This window comes from Streptomyces sp. NPDC042201 (genome assembly GCF_055582185.1).
Genome location: NZ_JBVJDS010000010.1, coordinates 66,631 through 82,910, shown reverse-complemented (window position 1 = coordinate 82,910; position 16,280 = coordinate 66,631). Strand labels below are relative to the sequence as shown.

The 16,280-nt window shown below is 69.8% G+C and carries 15 protein-coding genes; 9 read left to right on the top strand and 6 right to left on the bottom strand.

What is annotated here, in order from left to right; translation table 11 throughout:
• The first annotated feature begins 188 nt into the window (after nucleotides 1-188).
• Both ACZ6MZ_RS23975 and ACZ6MZ_RS23970 read left to right on the top strand, forming a co-directional pair.
• The gene (locus ACZ6MZ_RS23975; protein ID WP_469354398.1) at nucleotides 189-1,235 is read left to right on the top strand and encodes a glucose 1-dehydrogenase; all 1,047 of its coding nucleotides are present in this window, start codon (nucleotides 189-191) and stop codon (nucleotides 1,233-1,235) included.
• Nucleotides 1,236-1,299: 64 nt separating this feature from the next.
• Nucleotides 1,300-1,548, top strand: a complete 249-nt coding sequence (locus ACZ6MZ_RS23970; protein ID WP_469354189.1) for a hypothetical protein — start codon at nucleotides 1,300-1,302, stop codon at nucleotides 1,546-1,548.
• Between the two features lie 82 nt (nucleotides 1,549-1,630).
• Here ACZ6MZ_RS23970 and ACZ6MZ_RS23965 read toward each other — a convergent pair whose 3' ends face one another.
• Complete coding sequence (locus ACZ6MZ_RS23965) at nucleotides 1,631-2,485, bottom strand: methyltransferase domain-containing protein (RefSeq protein ID WP_469354187.1); 855 nt, start codon at nucleotides 2,483-2,485, stop codon at nucleotides 1,631-1,633.
• Between the two features lie 40 nt (nucleotides 2,486-2,525).
• On the opposite strand from ACZ6MZ_RS23965, the gene pdxR reads away from it, so the two are divergent.
• From pdxR to ACZ6MZ_RS23950, 3 genes are all read left to right on the top strand, one after another.
• Nucleotides 2,526-4,016, top strand: a complete 1,491-nt coding sequence (pdxR, locus tag ACZ6MZ_RS23960; protein ID WP_469354185.1) for a MocR-like pyridoxine biosynthesis transcription factor PdxR — start codon at nucleotides 2,526-2,528, stop codon at nucleotides 4,014-4,016.
• A 157-nt stretch (nucleotides 4,017-4,173) separates the two neighbouring features.
• Nucleotides 4,174-5,328 carry a site-2 protease family protein gene (locus ACZ6MZ_RS23955; protein WP_469354184.1) on the top strand — a complete coding sequence of 385 codons (1,155 nt, stop codon included), beginning with the start codon at nucleotides 4,174-4,176 and terminating at the stop codon, nucleotides 5,326-5,328.
• Between the two features lie 86 nt (nucleotides 5,329-5,414).
• Nucleotides 5,415-5,903: a DUF6328 family protein gene (locus ACZ6MZ_RS23950; protein WP_384182638.1), complete on the top strand. Its 489-nt coding sequence runs from the start codon at nucleotides 5,415-5,417 to the stop codon at nucleotides 5,901-5,903.
• Between the two features lie 139 nt (nucleotides 5,904-6,042).
• On the opposite strand, the gene ACZ6MZ_RS23945 is transcribed toward ACZ6MZ_RS23950, so the two are convergent.
• Complete coding sequence (locus tag ACZ6MZ_RS23945) at nucleotides 6,043-7,152, bottom strand: hypothetical protein (protein ID WP_384328043.1); 1,110 nt, start codon at nucleotides 7,150-7,152, stop codon at nucleotides 6,043-6,045.
• Between the two features lie 422 nt (nucleotides 7,153-7,574).
• Here ACZ6MZ_RS23945 and ACZ6MZ_RS23940 point away from each other — a divergent pair, with 422 nt between their 5' ends.
• Nucleotides 7,575-8,237, top strand: coding sequence for a hypothetical protein (locus tag ACZ6MZ_RS23940; RefSeq protein WP_469354182.1), 663 nt, complete (start codon nucleotides 7,575-7,577; stop codon nucleotides 8,235-8,237).
• Between the two features lie 67 nt (nucleotides 8,238-8,304).
• Here the strand turns inward: ACZ6MZ_RS23940 and ACZ6MZ_RS23935 are convergent, their stop codons facing one another.
• From ACZ6MZ_RS23935 to ACZ6MZ_RS23925, 3 genes are all read right to left on the bottom strand, one after another.
• On the bottom strand, nucleotides 8,305-9,486 hold the full coding sequence (locus tag ACZ6MZ_RS23935; protein WP_469354180.1) for a S1 family peptidase: 1,182 nt from the start codon (nucleotides 9,484-9,486) through the stop codon (nucleotides 8,305-8,307).
• A 154-nt stretch (nucleotides 9,487-9,640) separates the two neighbouring features.
• Entirely contained in the window at nucleotides 9,641-10,378 is a 738-nt protein-coding gene (locus tag ACZ6MZ_RS23930; protein WP_469354178.1) for a hypothetical protein, read from the bottom strand.
• Between the two features lie 184 nt (nucleotides 10,379-10,562).
• Entirely contained in the window at nucleotides 10,563-10,706 is a 144-nt protein-coding gene (locus tag ACZ6MZ_RS23925) for a hypothetical protein (protein WP_469354176.1), read from the bottom strand.
• Nucleotides 10,707-11,351: 645 nt separating this feature from the next.
• On the opposite strand from ACZ6MZ_RS23925, the gene ACZ6MZ_RS23920 reads away from it, so the two are divergent.
• A complete protein-coding gene (locus ACZ6MZ_RS23920) occupies nucleotides 11,352-12,512 on the top strand; it encodes a glutathione-independent formaldehyde dehydrogenase (protein ID WP_469354174.1) in 1,161 nt (386 codons plus the stop codon).
• Nucleotides 12,513-12,635: 123 nt separating this feature from the next.
• Here the strand turns inward: ACZ6MZ_RS23920 and ACZ6MZ_RS23915 are convergent, their stop codons facing one another.
• Nucleotides 12,636-13,886 carry an AbrB family transcriptional regulator gene (locus ACZ6MZ_RS23915; RefSeq protein ID WP_469354396.1) on the bottom strand — a complete coding sequence of 417 codons (1,251 nt, stop codon included), beginning with the start codon at nucleotides 13,884-13,886 and terminating at the stop codon, nucleotides 12,636-12,638.
• Between the two features lie 235 nt (nucleotides 13,887-14,121).
• Between ACZ6MZ_RS23915 and ACZ6MZ_RS23910 the strand changes: the two genes are divergently transcribed.
• Both ACZ6MZ_RS23910 and ACZ6MZ_RS23905 read left to right on the top strand, forming a co-directional pair.
• Nucleotides 14,122-14,799 (top strand): response regulator transcription factor, encoded by a 678-nt coding sequence (locus ACZ6MZ_RS23910; protein WP_469354173.1) that lies wholly within the window; start codon nucleotides 14,122-14,124, stop codon nucleotides 14,797-14,799.
• Nucleotides 14,800-16,245 carry a sensor histidine kinase gene (locus ACZ6MZ_RS23905; protein ID WP_469354171.1) on the top strand — a complete coding sequence of 482 codons (1,446 nt, stop codon included), beginning with the start codon at nucleotides 14,800-14,802 and terminating at the stop codon, nucleotides 16,243-16,245.
• Nucleotides 16,246-16,280 lie beyond the last annotated feature (35 nt).

The window sequence follows — 16,280 nt, the reverse complement described above, 5'->3', positions numbered from 1 at the left end:
CGATACGTTGGAAAGGCGGGCCGGCCGGCGGCGCCGGATGCGCGTGATCCCCCGTACGCGGACCAACCCGCCGTACGCGGACCAGCCCGGCCATGCGCGAACCAGCCCGGCACGCGAACGGCCGCGCCCTCTCACTTCGCAGGTGGGGCAGACGCAACGCACGCGTTGGGTGCAAGGAGGGTATGGAGATGAAGGCCATCACCGTCGTACCCGGTCAGCCCGACCAGGTGGAGACACGCGACGTCGACGAACCCGGCCCGGCGCAGGGCTCGTTGCTCGTCGAGGGCCGGCTGCTCGGCATCTGCGGTACCGACATCGACATCGTCGACAAGGGCTACGGTGCGCCGCCGCCCGGTCAGGGGCGCCTGCTGGTCGGGCACGAATCCCTGGGTACGGTGCTGGAGGCGCCCGAGGGCAGTGGTTTCGCACCGGGAGACCTGGTCGTCGGTATCGTGCGGCGCCCCGACCCGGTCCCCTGCGGACCGTGTTCGCACGGCGAGTGGGACTTCTGCCGCAACGGCCTGTACACCGAGCGCGGTATCAAGGAGCTGAACGGCTTTGGCTCTGAACGGTGGCGGTCAGAACCGGAGTACGCGGTCAAGCTCGATCCCGGGCTGGGCGACCGCGGAGTCCTGCTGGAGCCCGTCTCCGTACTCGCCAAGGCGTGGGAAGAGACTGATCGCATCCTGACCCGGTCCTCCTGGAAGCCCCAGGTCGCTCTGGTCACCGGCGCCGGGCCGATCGGCCTGTTCGCCGCGATGCTCGGGGTGCAGCGTGGCCTGGAGGTGCATGTACTGGACCTCAACGACAGCGGACCCAAGCCTCAGTTGGTCGCGGACCTGGGTGCGACGTTCCACACCGGCGACGTCCGGGACATCGGTCTGGAGCCTGACGTGGCCATCGAATGCACCGGTGTCGGTTCACTGGTCCACGCGCTGACGGATGTGGTCGGGGCCGGCGCCGTCATCTGCCTGACGGGCATCTCCCCCGGCAGCAGGAAGGTCGCCGTGGACCTGGACGCGACCAACCGGGAGATGGTGCTGAAGAACACCGTGGTCTTCGGCTCGGTCAACGCCGGCCGGCGTCACTACGAGCAGGCCGCCGACGCCCTGGCCAAGGCGGACCCGGGCTGGCTGGACCGCCTCATCACCCGGCGGGTGCCGATGAGCGGCTTCGCCGACGCCCTCCACAAGCACAGCGACGACGTCAAGGTCGTCGTCGACCTCCACGCCTGAGCGAGCAGCCTCGTTGGGCCGTCCGGGTGAATCGGTCCCCGTGCGGCAATCCGGGGCGGGGGATGTGCCGAATGCCGTGGTCGGCGCTCTCGCCGCACCGCTGTTCGTCCTCGGCGCTGCCGGCGTCGCCGCGGCCGACAACTCCGACTTCCACAAGTCGAGGACCTCCGTCAACGAGCACGGTGCCTGGACCCAGCAGATCAGCTCGCACGCGAGCACCCGCCGCGACGGCTATGGCCGGTTCGGCGACCGAGGCGCATTCGGCTACGGCGGCCGTGGCGCTCTCCTCGGCGGTGTTCTCGGACTCATCTGAATCCGGGCCTGAGTACGTCTGCCTCTCCCAGCTGCGGCTGGGCGGGGGAGGCGGACGCGTTTCGGGGGGTGGCGTGTCACGGTCATCGGCCCGCGGTGGCGGCGCTGGCTGGGTTCACGGCGACGGCCTTGAAGAACGTGTAGTGGAAGGTCCCGTCGGCCTGTGCGGTGCGGTGCAGGTCGGTGATCCCCCGATCCCAGTCGGCCGCGGTCGTGAGCCCGGCGGCCAGTGCGTCGGCCCGGGCCGATGCGACCATGGCGATGAACGTGTTGCGGGTAAAACCGTCGACCAGTGCGGGCCGGGTCTGGTCGGCGTACACCGTGCGAGGACGAACCACGATGTCCTCGTATCCGGCCTGCGCCAGCAGCGGTTGCACCTGCCGGCCGATCAGCGCGTTTCCGCCGGCGGCGGACTGTAGTTGGACCTGACGTTCGATCGCCGCGTGAGCATATGCGCTGGTGGGATGGAAGAACGCCGATCCGTGATCCCCTTCGATCACGGTGATGGTGCCCTCGGGCCGCAGCACGCGCCGTAGCGCGGTCAGTGCCTGCCGGGGGTCCGACAGATGCTCCAGGACGAAGCAGACGAAGACATGGTCGAACTCCCCCTCGGCGAAGGGGAGATCGAACAGATCAGCGTGATGCCACTCCACATCCGCCCCCGGCGCGTGGGCCGCGACACGGGCGCGGGCCTGTGCGAGGGAATCATTGGCGTGGTCGACCGCGACGATGTGCGCCCCCGGGCTGGCCCGGGCCAGGTGGATCGTCTGGGCGCCGACCCCGCAACCGATCTCCAGCACCCGGCTACCGGCGGGATAGGCCGTGCCCGCGTGCAACAACGCCGCCAAGGTGTCCGCCTGGTCACCGAGCCGGGCCGCCTCGCGTTCCGAGTATCCGTGCACATAGCCGGCCGTCACGCTCGCTTCAGGGGATGTCATCGCTGTGTCCATGCGTTCACCCTGCTGCCACTATGGCTCGATGAACAGGTCCAATCGGCCCTCCTCCGACCAGTCCATAGTGTCCGGATCCGACTTCCTGCAACTGAACATCGACGACGCGCCGGTGGGCAGGCGATCCGACTGGCTGGCCCGGCAGCTTCGGCTCGCGATATCGGACCACCGCCTGCCGGTGGGGACCAGGCTGCCGGCCACCCGGGTACTCGCCGGCGAACTGCGGGTGTCCCGCGGCGTGGTCACAGAGGCGTACCAGCGACTGACAGAGGACGGGCACGTGGCAGGACAAGGGCGCAACGGAACGATCGTTGTCGCCGCTCCCGCCTCGCCGCCGGAAGTTCCCCCGGCCACGCCCGGCGCTCGACCGTCGCCGAGTGCGCTGTTCGCTGCCGCACCCGGTGCGGACATTTTCGACTCGGTGCGAGCGGCACCCGCCCGGATCGACTTGTCGCCCGGCGTGCCCGACCTTGCCGCGTTTCCGCGATCGGCGTGGCTGCGTGCCGAACGCAACGTGCTCGCGAACCTCCCGGCGTCCGACCTCGGATACGGAGACCCTCGTGGGACACCGGCACTGCGTCACGCCATCGCCAACTGGCTCGCCCGCAACCGGGCGATCAGGGCGGACCCGGCCGAGATACTCATCGTCGCCGGCACCTCCCAGACACTCAGCCTGCTCGGACGCGTGCTGTACGACGACGGGATCTCCGCGGTGGCCGTGGAGGACCCGGGATCACTCGGGGCCCGCCAGCTTCTGCGCGATCAACGGCTGGACACCCCGCCGGTCCCGGTCGACTCCCACGGCGCGCGCGTCGACGCACTGCGCGACACGGCCGCTCCAGCCGTTTTGCTGACGCCCGCGCATCAGTTCCCGACCGGAGTGGTGCTCAGTGGTGCTCGGCGTCGTGAACTGATGGGCTGGGCCACCGGGAACGAGGGACTGATCATCGAGGACGACTACGACGCCGAGCACCGCTATGACCGGCCTCCGGTCCCCGCCCTGCGATCCGTACTTCCCCGTCACGTCTGCTATGCCGGGAGCGTATCCAAGCTCCTCGCCCCCGCTCTGCGCATCGGCTGGGTTCTCGCGCCGCCGAGGTATCAGGACGCTCTGATCGCCGCCAAGCGTTTCGCCGACCTCGGCAACGCGGTACTGCCGCAGCAGGTGCTGGCCCAGTTCATGGAATCGGGCGAGATGGAACGCCAGTTGCGGGTCCTGCGCACACGCCACCGCCGTCGCCGGGACGCCATGGTCGACGCGATCAGAACCCACCTTCCGCATGCGGTCGTACATGGCGCCGCGGCGGGCTTGCACCTGATGATCACGTTCGACGCCGAGTTCGCCGACACCGACCTCGCTGCCGCCGCACTTGCCCGTGGTGTGAAGGTGCAGCCACTGTCCTGGCACAGCCAGCACGCAGCACGCCCCGGGCTGGTCCTCGGCTACGCGGCGAGCTCGCCCACGGACATCAGCGAAGGTGTGGCAACCCTCGGCGACGTCCTGCGCCGCCTGCCCTGAACCGAGTGCTTCCTGAGCCGCCCCTGCCTGCGATGGGCTCTGCGGCGCCCAGGGCGCCGCGCTTCGGATGCCGCGCGGTCCTGACGGCCGCACCATGGGAGCAGCGTTCCGTCGGCTGACGTATCGGACAGAACGCCGATCAGAGAGGGAGAGTGACGTGCGAGCAACCTTCTCGCTGGGACGGATCGCCGGGGTGCGGATCGGGGTGCACTGGAGTGTCCTGGTGATCTTCTTCCTGCTCGCGCTGGGCCTCGCGCAGGGCCGCTTCCCGCAAGTGGAGCCCGGGCACACGCCCGCGTTGTACTGGGGTGCCGCACTCGTCACATCCCTGTTCTTCTTCGCCTCGCTCCTCGCCCACGAACTCGCCCATGCCATCGTCGCCCGGCGTAACGGGGTGCAGGTGGAGGACATCACACTGTGGCTTCTCGGCGGCGTGGCCCGGATGAGATCGGAGGCGACGAATCCGGCCGCGGAAGTGCGTATCGCAGGGGTCGGCCCTCTGGTCAGCCTCCTGCTCGGAGTGCTCTTCGGCCTCTGCGCCTGGCTCCTCCATCTCGGGCATGCCTCGGGACTGCTCGTGGAGGCGGTGCTCTGGCTGGCCGTGATCAATGTCCTCCTTGCCCTGTTCAACGCCATCCCGGCCGCTCCGCTGGACGGAGGCCGGCTGCTGCGTGCCCTCCTGTGGCGTCGGACCGGAGACCGGCTGCGGGCGACGATCAACGCGAGCGCCGCGGGACGCGCCTTCGGCTGGCTGCTCGTCGCGGCCGGCTTTCTCCTGTTCGTCGTGACCCGCACCTTCGAGGGACTCTGGCTGTCCCTGATCGGCTGGTTCCTCATCGCCGCCGCCACCGCTGAAGGACGGCAGGCGCAGGTGCGGACCACCTTGGGGGGCATCCCGGTCCGGCAAGCCATGACCCCCGACCCGGTTACCGTGCCGATCGGGCTGACCGTCTCGCAGTTCCTCACCGACCCCCGCCACCGGTATCGGTACTCGGCTTTCCCCGTGGTGAGTGAAGGAGGCAAGGCGGAGGGGCTGGTCACCCTGGACCGTGCCAGGCGCGTACCCGAGGAGCAGCGGGAGTCTCGTACGGTCGGGGACGCGATGCTGCCGTTGGCGCAGGTCACCACAGTGGCGCCGGACGTCCCGCTGGCGGACCTCCTGCCGCGTATGGAGCCCGGCGCGGAGCACAGAGTGCTGGTGCTGGAGGACGAACGGCTCGTCGGCATCATCTCCGCCAGCGACGTCAGCCGAACGGTCACCTACCTGATGGCCACCCACCAGCACACGGGGGAATGGCGAAAACGGCAGTAACACGGCAGGGGTGTCGTCATGTCGATTGACGAGACACGTCGGTGTCCGGGCATGCGTGGCCCTACCGGTCGCGGCATAGTGAGGCCATGACGACGATGCCGGAGCAGCCCTGGGTGCGGCGCCCGGAGACACCCGCGGAGCGGGCCGACCGCAACCTGGTGGAGCTCCTGCAGGAGCTGCGGGTCATTCAGACCGGCGTCCAGATCGTCTTCGCTTTCCTGCTCGGCCTCGCGTTCACCAGTCGCTTCGGCCAGCTCAGTGAGTTTCAGACCGGCGCCTACATCGCGACGCTGCTGCTGACCGTGGTGGCCTCGGTGATTCTCTCCACTCCCGTGGCCCTGCACCGGGGGCTCTTCCACAGGGGCGCCAAACGCCGCATCGTAGACGTGTCCGCACGGCTCGCTCTCGTCGGACTCTTCTTCCTTGCCCTTGCCATCAACGGCGCCGTCCTGCTCGTGACGGATGTGGTACTCGGGCACACGGCGGCTGCCACCATCACCGCCGTCACCGTAATGTTGTTCGCCGCCATGTGGTTCCTGCTGCCCTGGGTGCTGCGTCGCCCCTTTGAGTGTTGACCACAGGTGACGGGACAGGCGCGGCGCAGGCCGTGTCAGGGCGCAAGCCCGGCGCGGTTCCCCCGTTGCTCCCGGCTCGCCTCGCACCGGGAGCAACGGCCGGCCCTCGCCGTCCTTGACGGCCCGACCGGAACAGAGGTCAGAAGGCAGAGGTGTACGCGGTGAAGAAGGGGGCCTTCACCGGCGTTCCGCCAGGGCCGAAGCAGTTGACGTAGAGCTGGACGGCGCCGCCGGGCCTGGCCCAGGGGGCGTACAGGCCGCAGTATCCGGGGCCGCTGCCGTAGGCGGTGGTCTGAGCGGTGTCCGAGGGGACGGCCACCGACGGCAGGGTGACGACGAAGGGCGCTCCCGAGCCGCCGAGGGTGTTGGTGGCGCCGTGGGAGTTGTAGTTGGTCAGCGGGGGCAGCGATCCGTTGTACCAGAGGTAGCCGAACGACCTCGGCGGGAAGGCCGGTCCGTGGACCGCCCGCAGATAGGAGTAGCTCAGGGTCCACTTGGCGTCGTACGGTGCGTTGGACGCGTCGTAGCAGGCGACCACGACGGTCTGCCCGGTGGAGCCCGGCGCCCAGTCGGACACCTTGCAGTGTGCCCCCTGCTGCGCATCGACCGCGGTGACCTGGAGGTTGCCGGCGTAGCCGGACAGCCCGAGACCGGGCAGCCACGCCTTCCAGATGCCGGTCGAGCCCTTGCTCACCGTGTTCACCGCCCCGGTGGAGTTGTACTGGGTGAGAACCGTGCCGCTGCTGTCGGAGTACACATAGCCGTACGAGCCGGTCGGCGTGGCGGGAGCGCCGCTGCTGCTGGTGTAGAGGACGGTGAAGGTGGAGTTGTCGGGTGCGCCGCTGGGGAGATAGCAGTTCACGTAGACGTCCTCACCGGATCCCGCGGGCTGCCAGCCGGCGAGCTGGCACCAGTGAGCGGCGCTGTTGACCGCGGTGACGTGGGCGATCCCGCCCGGGCCGCCGATCTGCGGGAAGTGCACCACGTACGAGCCGAGGCCGAGCTGGTCGACCCTGACGGGGTTGGCGGACGGAGAGACCCAGCTGCCCCACTGACGGGAGGGGTCGGGTACGTAGCCGGGGGGCGGGGTCGCGTTGTCCAGGTAGGCGAACCCCCAGCGGTCGGGGACGGCGGCCTGGGCGGTGCCGGCGGCGGGCAGGGCGGCGGCCAGCAGTGCGGCCAGCATCCCCATGATGAGCAGAACGGCCCGGACGGGTCTGTTCGACGGAGCTGCGGTGCGGGCGTGCATGGGCGTACCCCCTGTTGGTGAGGTCGGTGCTGCCTGCGCGGTCCGGTGCTGTGGTGCGGAAGTCCGGCGTGTGCGGTCGCGGGACGGGCGGCCTCGGCGCTGACCTGCGGCGGCCGTGGAGAACCACGGAAGTACGTGCCCGCCCGCGTCCCGACGGTGCGTCACACGCTTGGAGTCCGGCGCTCACAGTCGCAGAAGAACGGCCCCGCTGTGGCGTTCTCCGCCAGCCGTTCCGGTGCCCGCCGCACCTGCCCCAGGGGCTCCGGAACCCGCTCCACCACCACGGGGCGCGGCGCGCGTCGGCCGGTCCTGCCGCGCCCCTGTGATCTGTCGTCGCACCCCGCCCCTTCCGCCCCACGCCCTCCGTGCGCACCGCTGCCGCACATGGCCGGAACACGCTTTCACGCCCCGGCAGGGCCACCGTGGCAGCCGTCGTAATTGGGTGGCCGACTGCGCTTGTCCGGCAGGATGATGAGCGGGTGAAAGGCTCACAGGAGCGTCCCTCCGCCGTTCTGGACGGGACCAGACGCAAGCTGGACCGAGCGGCCAGTACCGGGAACCTCGTCCGCATCGACAGATCTATCCGGGGCGCCGATTCGATCGAAGGGTTCGTCGTCGGCGCGAGCGGCGCGTGGACGCTGCTCGCACCATGTACGGACGTGCTGGTCGACGGCTATACGGCGGTGCGGACGAGCGACATCACCCGGGTGAAGCGGCGCGGCGATGAGAATTCGCTGACCGTCCGCGCCCTGCGACGGCGCGGGCACTGGCCGGTGGCGAAGCCGATGGGCGGTGTTCTGCCACGTGATCTGCACGAACTACTGGTGGCAGGCAGCCGGCACTACGGCCTGCTCGGTGTCCACACCGAGCACCGGAGGACCGACGCGTGCTGGATCGGCGCGCTGGTCGGTCTCAGGCGGAAATCGCTTGGACTGCATTTGATCGACCCTGATGCTCGATGGCACGACGAGCCGTCCAAGTTCGCGGTCAAGCATGTCACCAGGATCGACTTCGGCGGCCGCTACGGACAGGCATTGCGGGAGTTCGCGGCGCCTCGGCCATGGTTCGCCGACGGCCCGGCATGAAGCCTCTGCCCGGCCGCCGGCGCCCCGAAAGGATGCGGCGTTTCCTGTTCCGTCGACGCGTTAGGCGTCAGGCGGTGTGGAGTGTCAGGCCGTAGCGGCTGAGGACCGGGTTGATGGGCTGGTAGAACGACTGGCCGCCGCTGGTGCAGTTGCCGGAGCCGCCGGAGGTGATGCCCTGCGCCTGGTCACCGCTGATGTAGGAGCCGCCGGAGTCACCGCCTTCGACACATACGCTGGTCTGGGTCATCGAGTACACCGCGCCCTGGCTGTAGTTGACGGTGATGTTCTTGCCCTGGATGACACCGCAGTGCCAGTGTGTGGTGGAGCCGGACCGGCAGATGGAGGCGCCGACAGGGGCTTCGTTGGAGCCGCGGACGAGCTGGTCGGGGACCTGGCCCCAGCCGAGGACCACGGGGGTGGTCCACCAGCCGCTGCCCACATTGACCCAGGCGTAGTCGTTGCCCGGGAAGGTCGATCCCTGGAAGTTGCCTATGTAGGAGCCGTCCCAGCCGCTCACCGAGGCGCCCGCGCCGCCGCAGTGGCCGGCCGTGACGAAGCCGCCGTGGACGGAGAAGCCGATCGAGCAGCGGACGTTGCCGGTGTAGTACGGGTCACCGCCCACCGTGCCGGCGGCCGTCGTGCGCGGGGCCTCGGCGTCCTCGCGGACCGTGACGGGGCCCGCCTTCAGGGCGCGGGAGACGAAAGCCCGGACATCGCTGTCGGCTCGGTCGGCGGCCGCGACGTTCACCACGACACGGTTGGTGCGGTCATCGACCTGCCAGCTGCTGACGCCGCGCGGGGCCTTGAGCTGGTCGATCTTCTTCTTGACCGCGTCCAGCTGCTGGGCCGAGTGCCGCACGACGCGGGGGGTCGCGCCGGCCGCGCGGATCGCGGAGGCCTTCGCCGCGCTGGTGACAGCCACGGTCACCGTGGCGCTGTCGGCGTCGAACCACGAGCCACCGTAGGCGGAGCCGGCGGCTTCCTTGGCCCGGCTCTCTACCGCGGTCGCCTTCTTCTCGGCGGCCAGACGAGCCGTGGCCTGCGGCTTTGTCAGCCCGAGGTCGCGCTGCATGGCGTCGAGCAGACCGGTGGACACGGGCGCCGCCGAGGGGGTGGAGGCGGTGGGGGCCGCCGAGGCCGCAGTCAAGCCGGCCGTGGTCCAGCCGCTGAGCAGCAGGAGGGCAAGACCGGCGCGGATCGCGAAGGCGTTTCTCAAGGCTTTGGCCTTTCTGGGGGGTTGAAGCGCCATGAGGGTGACAGAGGCAAGCCCTGAGAGCGCTCTCAGGGCTTGCTCGGCGGGAGCCTAACCGAGGTCGATTGTCAGGTCTATGCCAATGTCGCGTTTGCTTGGCGCTCATGGCCGTCGGCGGTGCTCCGGAGTGGGCAGAGCGCCCGGGCGCCCGCTATCGAGGTCGCATCAGGTCCAGGTCCTCGCCCCATGCGTCCAGCACCGCGCCGTGCCCGACGAGCCGGGTTGCCGCCTCGACACGAGCGAAGAGACGCCGTTGAAGGGATACGTCGCCCGTCCCCAAGATGCGGTCCACGACCTCCAACAGATGGCCGGTGTCCCAGCCGGGCAGTGGGTACCGCGTGAGTTCCCAGCGCAGGTACTTGTTGTAAGGCCGGGGGCGACGGTCCAGAGCGAAGAGCAGCTCCAGCAGGAAGCCGATGCTGTCGGCGGCGTCGAGCCGGGCGGCGAGCGGCTGTCCGTCGCGGTCGTTCTTCACGGAGCGGTAGAGGGAGTTGGCATAGGCGTCGAGCCACTCGCCGGCACCCCGGAACGCCTCATCGGCGTCGAGCCGTGCCTTGGCGGTCAGAATCCGGGCGATGCCGCCATCGAGACGGTCCAGCACGATGCGGGCGCGGGCGAGCGCATAACGCTCGAAGCCGGGCATCCCGGTGGTCCGGAAGTCGGCGAGGGAAACGAGGACGAGGTCCAGCTCGGCCGTGCGGTGGCCGGCGAAACGAGCGAGCTCCGTCGTCGCGCCATCTGCGAGGACGACGTACAGGTCATGGTCGGAGTGCTCGGTGGCCATGCCCTCGTGAGCGTAAGAACCTTTGAGCACGAGGCCGACGACGGCCGGGTCGGCGGCGGCGAGTTCGAGGAACGTGTCGTAGCTGAGGGGTTGCTGAGCGGTCATTGCGTGATCTCCGGTGGGATGGCGACGGACATGCCTGCCGGGGCGGCCACCGGCTACCGGGGTCGCCCGCACCGTCTGCGGCGGCGGATGGCCGCCGCTCAGGAAATCAACGCACGGGTGGACTCTATCGCCCACGGGCCGGCCGGCGCCGGCGTTCCCGTACCGGACCACCGCTGACGGGCCGTCAGGTCGTTGTCGGCGCCGAGTGCTTCAGGTCCGCGTCCGGGTCGTAGACGACGCACATGATGTCGCGGTCGCCGTCCGCCTTCCTGGTGCTGGTCAGCGGGCTGCTGACCAGCCGCGCCCTCGGCCCGGTGGCCCCTGTCATCGTCTTCGGGATCGGGATGGCGGCGACTGACCTGCGTCGGCGTCGGCGTCGCCACCATCCGCGGCTTCGCCATTCTGGACAAGCGACTGCACCGGCAGGATGGCTGCCGCACGCCTGGCGGCCTGGACCCCGGTCGTGGCCGGGGTGACGGTGGCGACGGGCGGCTGTCTCTATCTCCTCGCCGCCGTCTCCGCCCCGTCCGCCTGACAGACGGCGCGGCCGCGTCCGCCACGCGCCCGACCGTACGCGGGAAAGGCGGTCCCGTCAGGCCGTCTTCTGGATGGTGTAGATGGCGTAGGCCCCGCACTGGGAGCCGGACTGCTGGCTGATGATCACCCCGCCGTAGTGTTCCCATCTGAATCCTCCTGATCGCTTCATTCATCGCGGCTGAGTTCTTGACAGAGCCGCGCTCGCCACCGCCAGCTCAACAGGGCTTCGATTACAGAGCAGTTGGTGACACCCGCCAGCAGGTCAATGCCCCGGGCCGCCGGGTCGTCCAGGGGTGCGTGAGGTGGCGGGGGTGGGATCCGGGTGGGACGGTGGAGAGGAGCTTGCTTGTCTCCAGGTGGGGGTGAGCACCACCATCGGACCGCCACCATGCGCAGCAGGTCGGCCTGGGTGCGTGGTGGCAACAAGGGTACGATTATGAAGGCAGCGGTATACGAAGGACCGCGGACGGTCACGGTGAAGGACGTACCGGACGCGAAGATCGAGCATCCCTGCGACATCATCGTGAAGATCACGACTACCAACATCTGCGGATCCGACCTGCACATGTACGAAGGGCGCACCTCCTTCGAGACGGGGCGCACCCTTGGACACGAAAACCTGGGGAAGGTCGTTGAGGTCGGCTCCGCGGTCAGCAAGGTCAAGGTCGGGGAGTACGTGGTCCTGCCGTTCAACATCTCCTGCGGTTTCTGCAAGCAGTGCGAGAAGGGCCTGACGAACTACTGCCTGACCATGCAGCCGGAACCCTCCCTGGCCGGTGCCGCCTACGGGTTCGCGGACATGGGGCCCTATCAGGGCGGCCAGGCCGAACTGCTGCGCGTGCCGTACGGCGACTTCAACGCTCTGCGCCTGGGCGAGGACGCGGCCCAGCGCCAGTTGGACTACGTGATGCTGGCCGACATCTTTCCCACCGGCTACCACGCCACCGAGATGGCAGGCGTCAAACCCGGAGACCAGACCCTCGTCTACGGTGCGGGCCCCGTGGGGCTGATGGCGGCCTACTCGGCGATCCTCAAGGGCGCCGGCCGGGTGTGGGTGGCCGATCACCAGCCGGACCGGCTGCGCATAGCCGAAGAGATGGGGGCGATCCCCATCAACACCGCCGAGCAGAGCCCGGCCGAGGTCGTGAAGGAAGCAACTCTCGGACTGGGCGCCGACAACGGCTGCGAATGCGTCGGCTACCAGGCTCACGACCCGCAGGGGCACGAGGACGCCAGCCTGACTCTCAACGGCCTGATCGATTCGGTCCGCTTCACCGGCAGCATCGGCGTGGTGGGCGTGTTCCTGCCCCAGGACCCGGGCGGCGCGGACGCTCAAGGAGATCTCGAAGCCCACGGCAAGGTGCCGATCGACTTCGGCCTGATGTGGTTCAAGGGCCAGAAGATCGGCACCGGCCAGGCCCCGGTGAAGAGGTACAACCGGGCCCTGCGTGACCTGATCGCCGGCGGCAAGGCCGATCCCGGCTTCATCGTCTCGCACGAGATCAATCTTGACGAAGCTCCCTCCGCCTACGAGCACTTCGACGCTCGCGACGACGGCTGGACCAAGGTTGTTCTCCACCCGGACGGCCGCGGCTGACACAGCCGACGCCGGCGGGGCGTGCACCCTGCCCAGCGTGCCTCGGCGGCGTACCGGAGCAGCCGAGGCAACACATTCCGCGTCCGCCCCGCTTCGGCGGCGGAGAGACAGTCACGATGCTTCTCACCACCGCCGGAGCGGGCCGTCGACCTCCGCGGAACACTGGTCCCGTGTTCTGCCCGCGGCCACGGCGCCGCCGCGCTCCGGCCATCGTGATGCCAGCAGGCGAGTGATCATGGGCGTCACCAGCACCACGACCAGGAGGCGCAGGCTCTGTACGGTCGAGACCAGGGCGACATCCGCATGCGAGGAGACCGCCGTGGCGAGGACCGCGTTGATCCCTCCCGGAGTCGTGGCGAGATAGGCGTCGATGACCGGCATGCCCGTTGCCTTGGCGAAGATCCACGCCAGTCCGGTGCAGCCCAGGCATACGGCCGCCATCCCGGCCAGGATCGAGGGCAGCAGCAGCCGTACCCGTCGAAGCGTGTCACGGGTGAAGCGCACGCCGACGTCCAGACCGATCAGGACGAAGATGACGTTCTCCAGCAACCCGGTGGGAGCGAAGGACGGCACGACGCCGCTCATGGTGGCGGCGAGGCCGGCGACCATGGGACCGATCAACGCGGGTGTGGGAAGGCGCAGCCGGCGGCCGAGCCGGACTCCCGCCACCGAAACGGCAGCGAGCGTCAGCAGACCGGTCAGCTGGTCCGATCCCGCGACCAGGTGCAGGAGCCCCGGGCCAGGCCCGCCCCCGGCCAGTCCGCCGCCTGGCCCCCCGGACGAGGCGGATACCATCCAGTGGGCGGCCAGTGGCGCTGTGGTCGCGACGAGTCCCACGCGCAGATACTGGGTGAAGGCGACTAGCCGCACATCGGCCTTGAGCTCGTCGGCGCAGGTCACGATTGCGGCCGAGCCGCCCGGCACCATGCCGAGGACCGCACTGGGCCGGCTGATCCGCCCTCTTCGCGCCATGAACAACGCGACCGCCACACTGAGCGCGATCGTGGCTGCGGTGACCGCGGTGAGCGGCAGCGCGGCCGGCGCCGCGGACACCAGGGCGGCCGAGGTCAGATAGCTGCCCATGAGCGCGCCGACGAGCGCCTGGGACGAGCGGTTCGCGGGCCCGGGAAGCCGGTCGCGGACCACACCCGACAGTGCCAGCGCGGCTCCTACCAGCAAAGAGGCCAGGAGGTAGGGAGCGGGAACGCCCAGGGCGGAGGCCGCGAGACCGGCCGCGTAGCCGCCCGCGATGATCAGCGCCCAGCGCCCGGCCGGCACGGAGCGGGGCGTTCGGATCTCGGTAACTTCTGGTGCGGGTTTCGATGCGGGGGTGCGCGAGAGTTCCGGCGCGTGTCCGCTCTCTCGCTGCCGCACGAAAGTCGGAGCCACAATGCCGCCTTTCGTCGGTAAGTGGTACGTCCCGTGGGCTCGGAGCCTCACGGGACGTCAGCAATCACCACTGTGCGGGGTCCGGCCTGTGCGGGCGCTGAGAGCCCCTGAGAGAACGCTGAGAGCGAGCGGCAGACCGGGCGCCGGACAGCCCTTAGACTCGGAATCGGTGATTCAGCCGTTCGGCTGAGCCCCCTGATCGGCGCACGAGGAGATCCCGGTGCGGATACTGGTGGTCGAGGACGAACCGCACATCGCCGCCGCGGTCGAGCGAGGACTGCGCGCCGAGGGCTTCGGCGTGGACACGGCCGAGGACGGCGAGAAGGGGCTGCTCCTGGCCCGGCGCAACGAGTACGCCGTGATCGTGCTGGACCTGATGCTCCCCAGGCGCAACGGCTACGACGTCTGCCGCACGCTGCGCGCCGCCGACGTCATGACACCGGTGCTGATCCTGACGGCCAAGGACGGCGAGTACGACGAGGCGGACGCGCTCGACCTGGGCGCCGACGACTATCTGACCAAGCCCTTCTCGTTCGTGGTACTGCTGGCCCGGGTCCGCGCGCTGCTGCGCCGCAGCGCCCCGCAGCGCGCGGCCGTGCTGACCGCCGGTGACCTGTGGCTCGACCCGGGCGCTCACCGCTGCGGGCGGGGCGAAAGCCTCCTCGAACTCACGCCCCGCGAGTTCGGTCTGCTGGAGTTCCTGCTGCGTCACACCGACACCGTCGTGAGTAAGACCGAACTCCTCGCCGAGGTCTGGGACGCATGGTTCGAGGGTGACCCGAATATCGTCGAGGTCTACATTGGTTATCTGCGCCGTAAGATCGACACCCCCTTCGGCCGCGCCGCCGTCGAGACGGTGCGCGGTGTCGGATACCGACTGGACGGGAGAGGAGGTTGAATGCCTCCGCGCCGCTCCCGCGCCCGCGCGGTGCTCAACCGGTGGCCCCGGCTCACCAGAAGACTGAGCCTGCGTTCCAGAGTGACGCTCTGGGCCACCTCGATCGTCGCCGGAGCGATGATCCTGGCCGGTCTCGGTCTCCTGTTCGGCCTGAGACACTCCATGTGGCGGGACCTGGACACCACAGCCCACCAGCGTGTCTCCGATGTCGCCTCCCTCGTCGAGCACGGCCAACTGCACAGCCTCATCCCCTCGAACGGCGGCGACGCGGACGTGGTCCAGGTGCTTGACGCCTCGGGTCGCGTGCTGGCCAGCTCCGAACTCGAAAGCCGCCCCGAAAGCCGCAGTGGCTTCCCTCACCCGCTGCCCCGGACACTCGTCGACGGCCATCCCGCGACGCTGCACGGCCTCGGGATCGGCGACGGGGGCGACTTCCGCGTCCGCGCCCGGCCTATCCAGGTGGACGGACGCCCCGCCACGATCGTCGCGGCCGTGTCCCTGGCCCAGCCGGAGCGCACCCTCTCCAGCCTGATCACCTCTCTCGCCATCGGCATCCCCACCCTGACGGCGCTGGTCGCGTGGACGATCTCGCTCACGGCCGGGCGCACCCTGCGCCCCGTCGAGACGCTGCGCCGCCAGGCCACCGACATCACCGCGACCGACCTGCACCGCCGTCTGGACCTGCCCGCCTCCCAGGACGAGGTCCACGCCCTGGCAGTCACGCTCAACGACATGCTCGCCAGGCTCGACGCGGCCTCCGCCGCGCAACACCGCTTCGTCGCCGACGCCGCCCACGAGCTGCGCAGCCCCCTCACCGCGATCCGCTCCCAGCTGGAGGTACTCGCCAACTACCCCGAGCCGGAGCGCGACCCCCTGGTGGCCGCCGCACTGCTGGAGGACACCCAGCGTCTGCACGACCTCGTCGAGGGCCTCCTGGCCCTGGCCCGCAGCGAGGATTCCGCGTTGCCGAAGCCGCGTGACGTCGTCGACCTCGACGAGGTGGTCCTCGCCGAGGTCCGTCGTCAGCACGGCCTGAGCGAGACCGTCATCGACGCCCGCAGCGTCTCGGCCGGGCGCGTGCGGGGGGACGCCGAGGCCCTGCGCCGCGTCGTACGCAACCTCCTCGACAACGCCCGCCGCCACGCCGCTCACCGCGTGCGGGTCACCCTGGGCGAGCGCGACGGCATCGTGGAACTCGCCGTCAGCGATGACGGCGCGGGCATCGCGCCCGCGGACCGTAGCCGCGTCTTCGAGCGCTTCACCCGTCTTGACGAGGCACGCTCCCGCGAGGCCGGTGGCTCGGGCCTCGGCCTTGCCATCGTCGCCAAGGTCGTCAGTGCCCACGGCGGTTCCGCCTACGCGGGTGAGGACCCCTCACCCGAGAACGGTGGTCTCGGCGGCGCCCGCCTGGTGATTCTCCTGCCCTCCGCCGATGCGCCGGGCTGAGGTTCGTATCCGCGCTTCCGCCCGGAGGCCCTTCC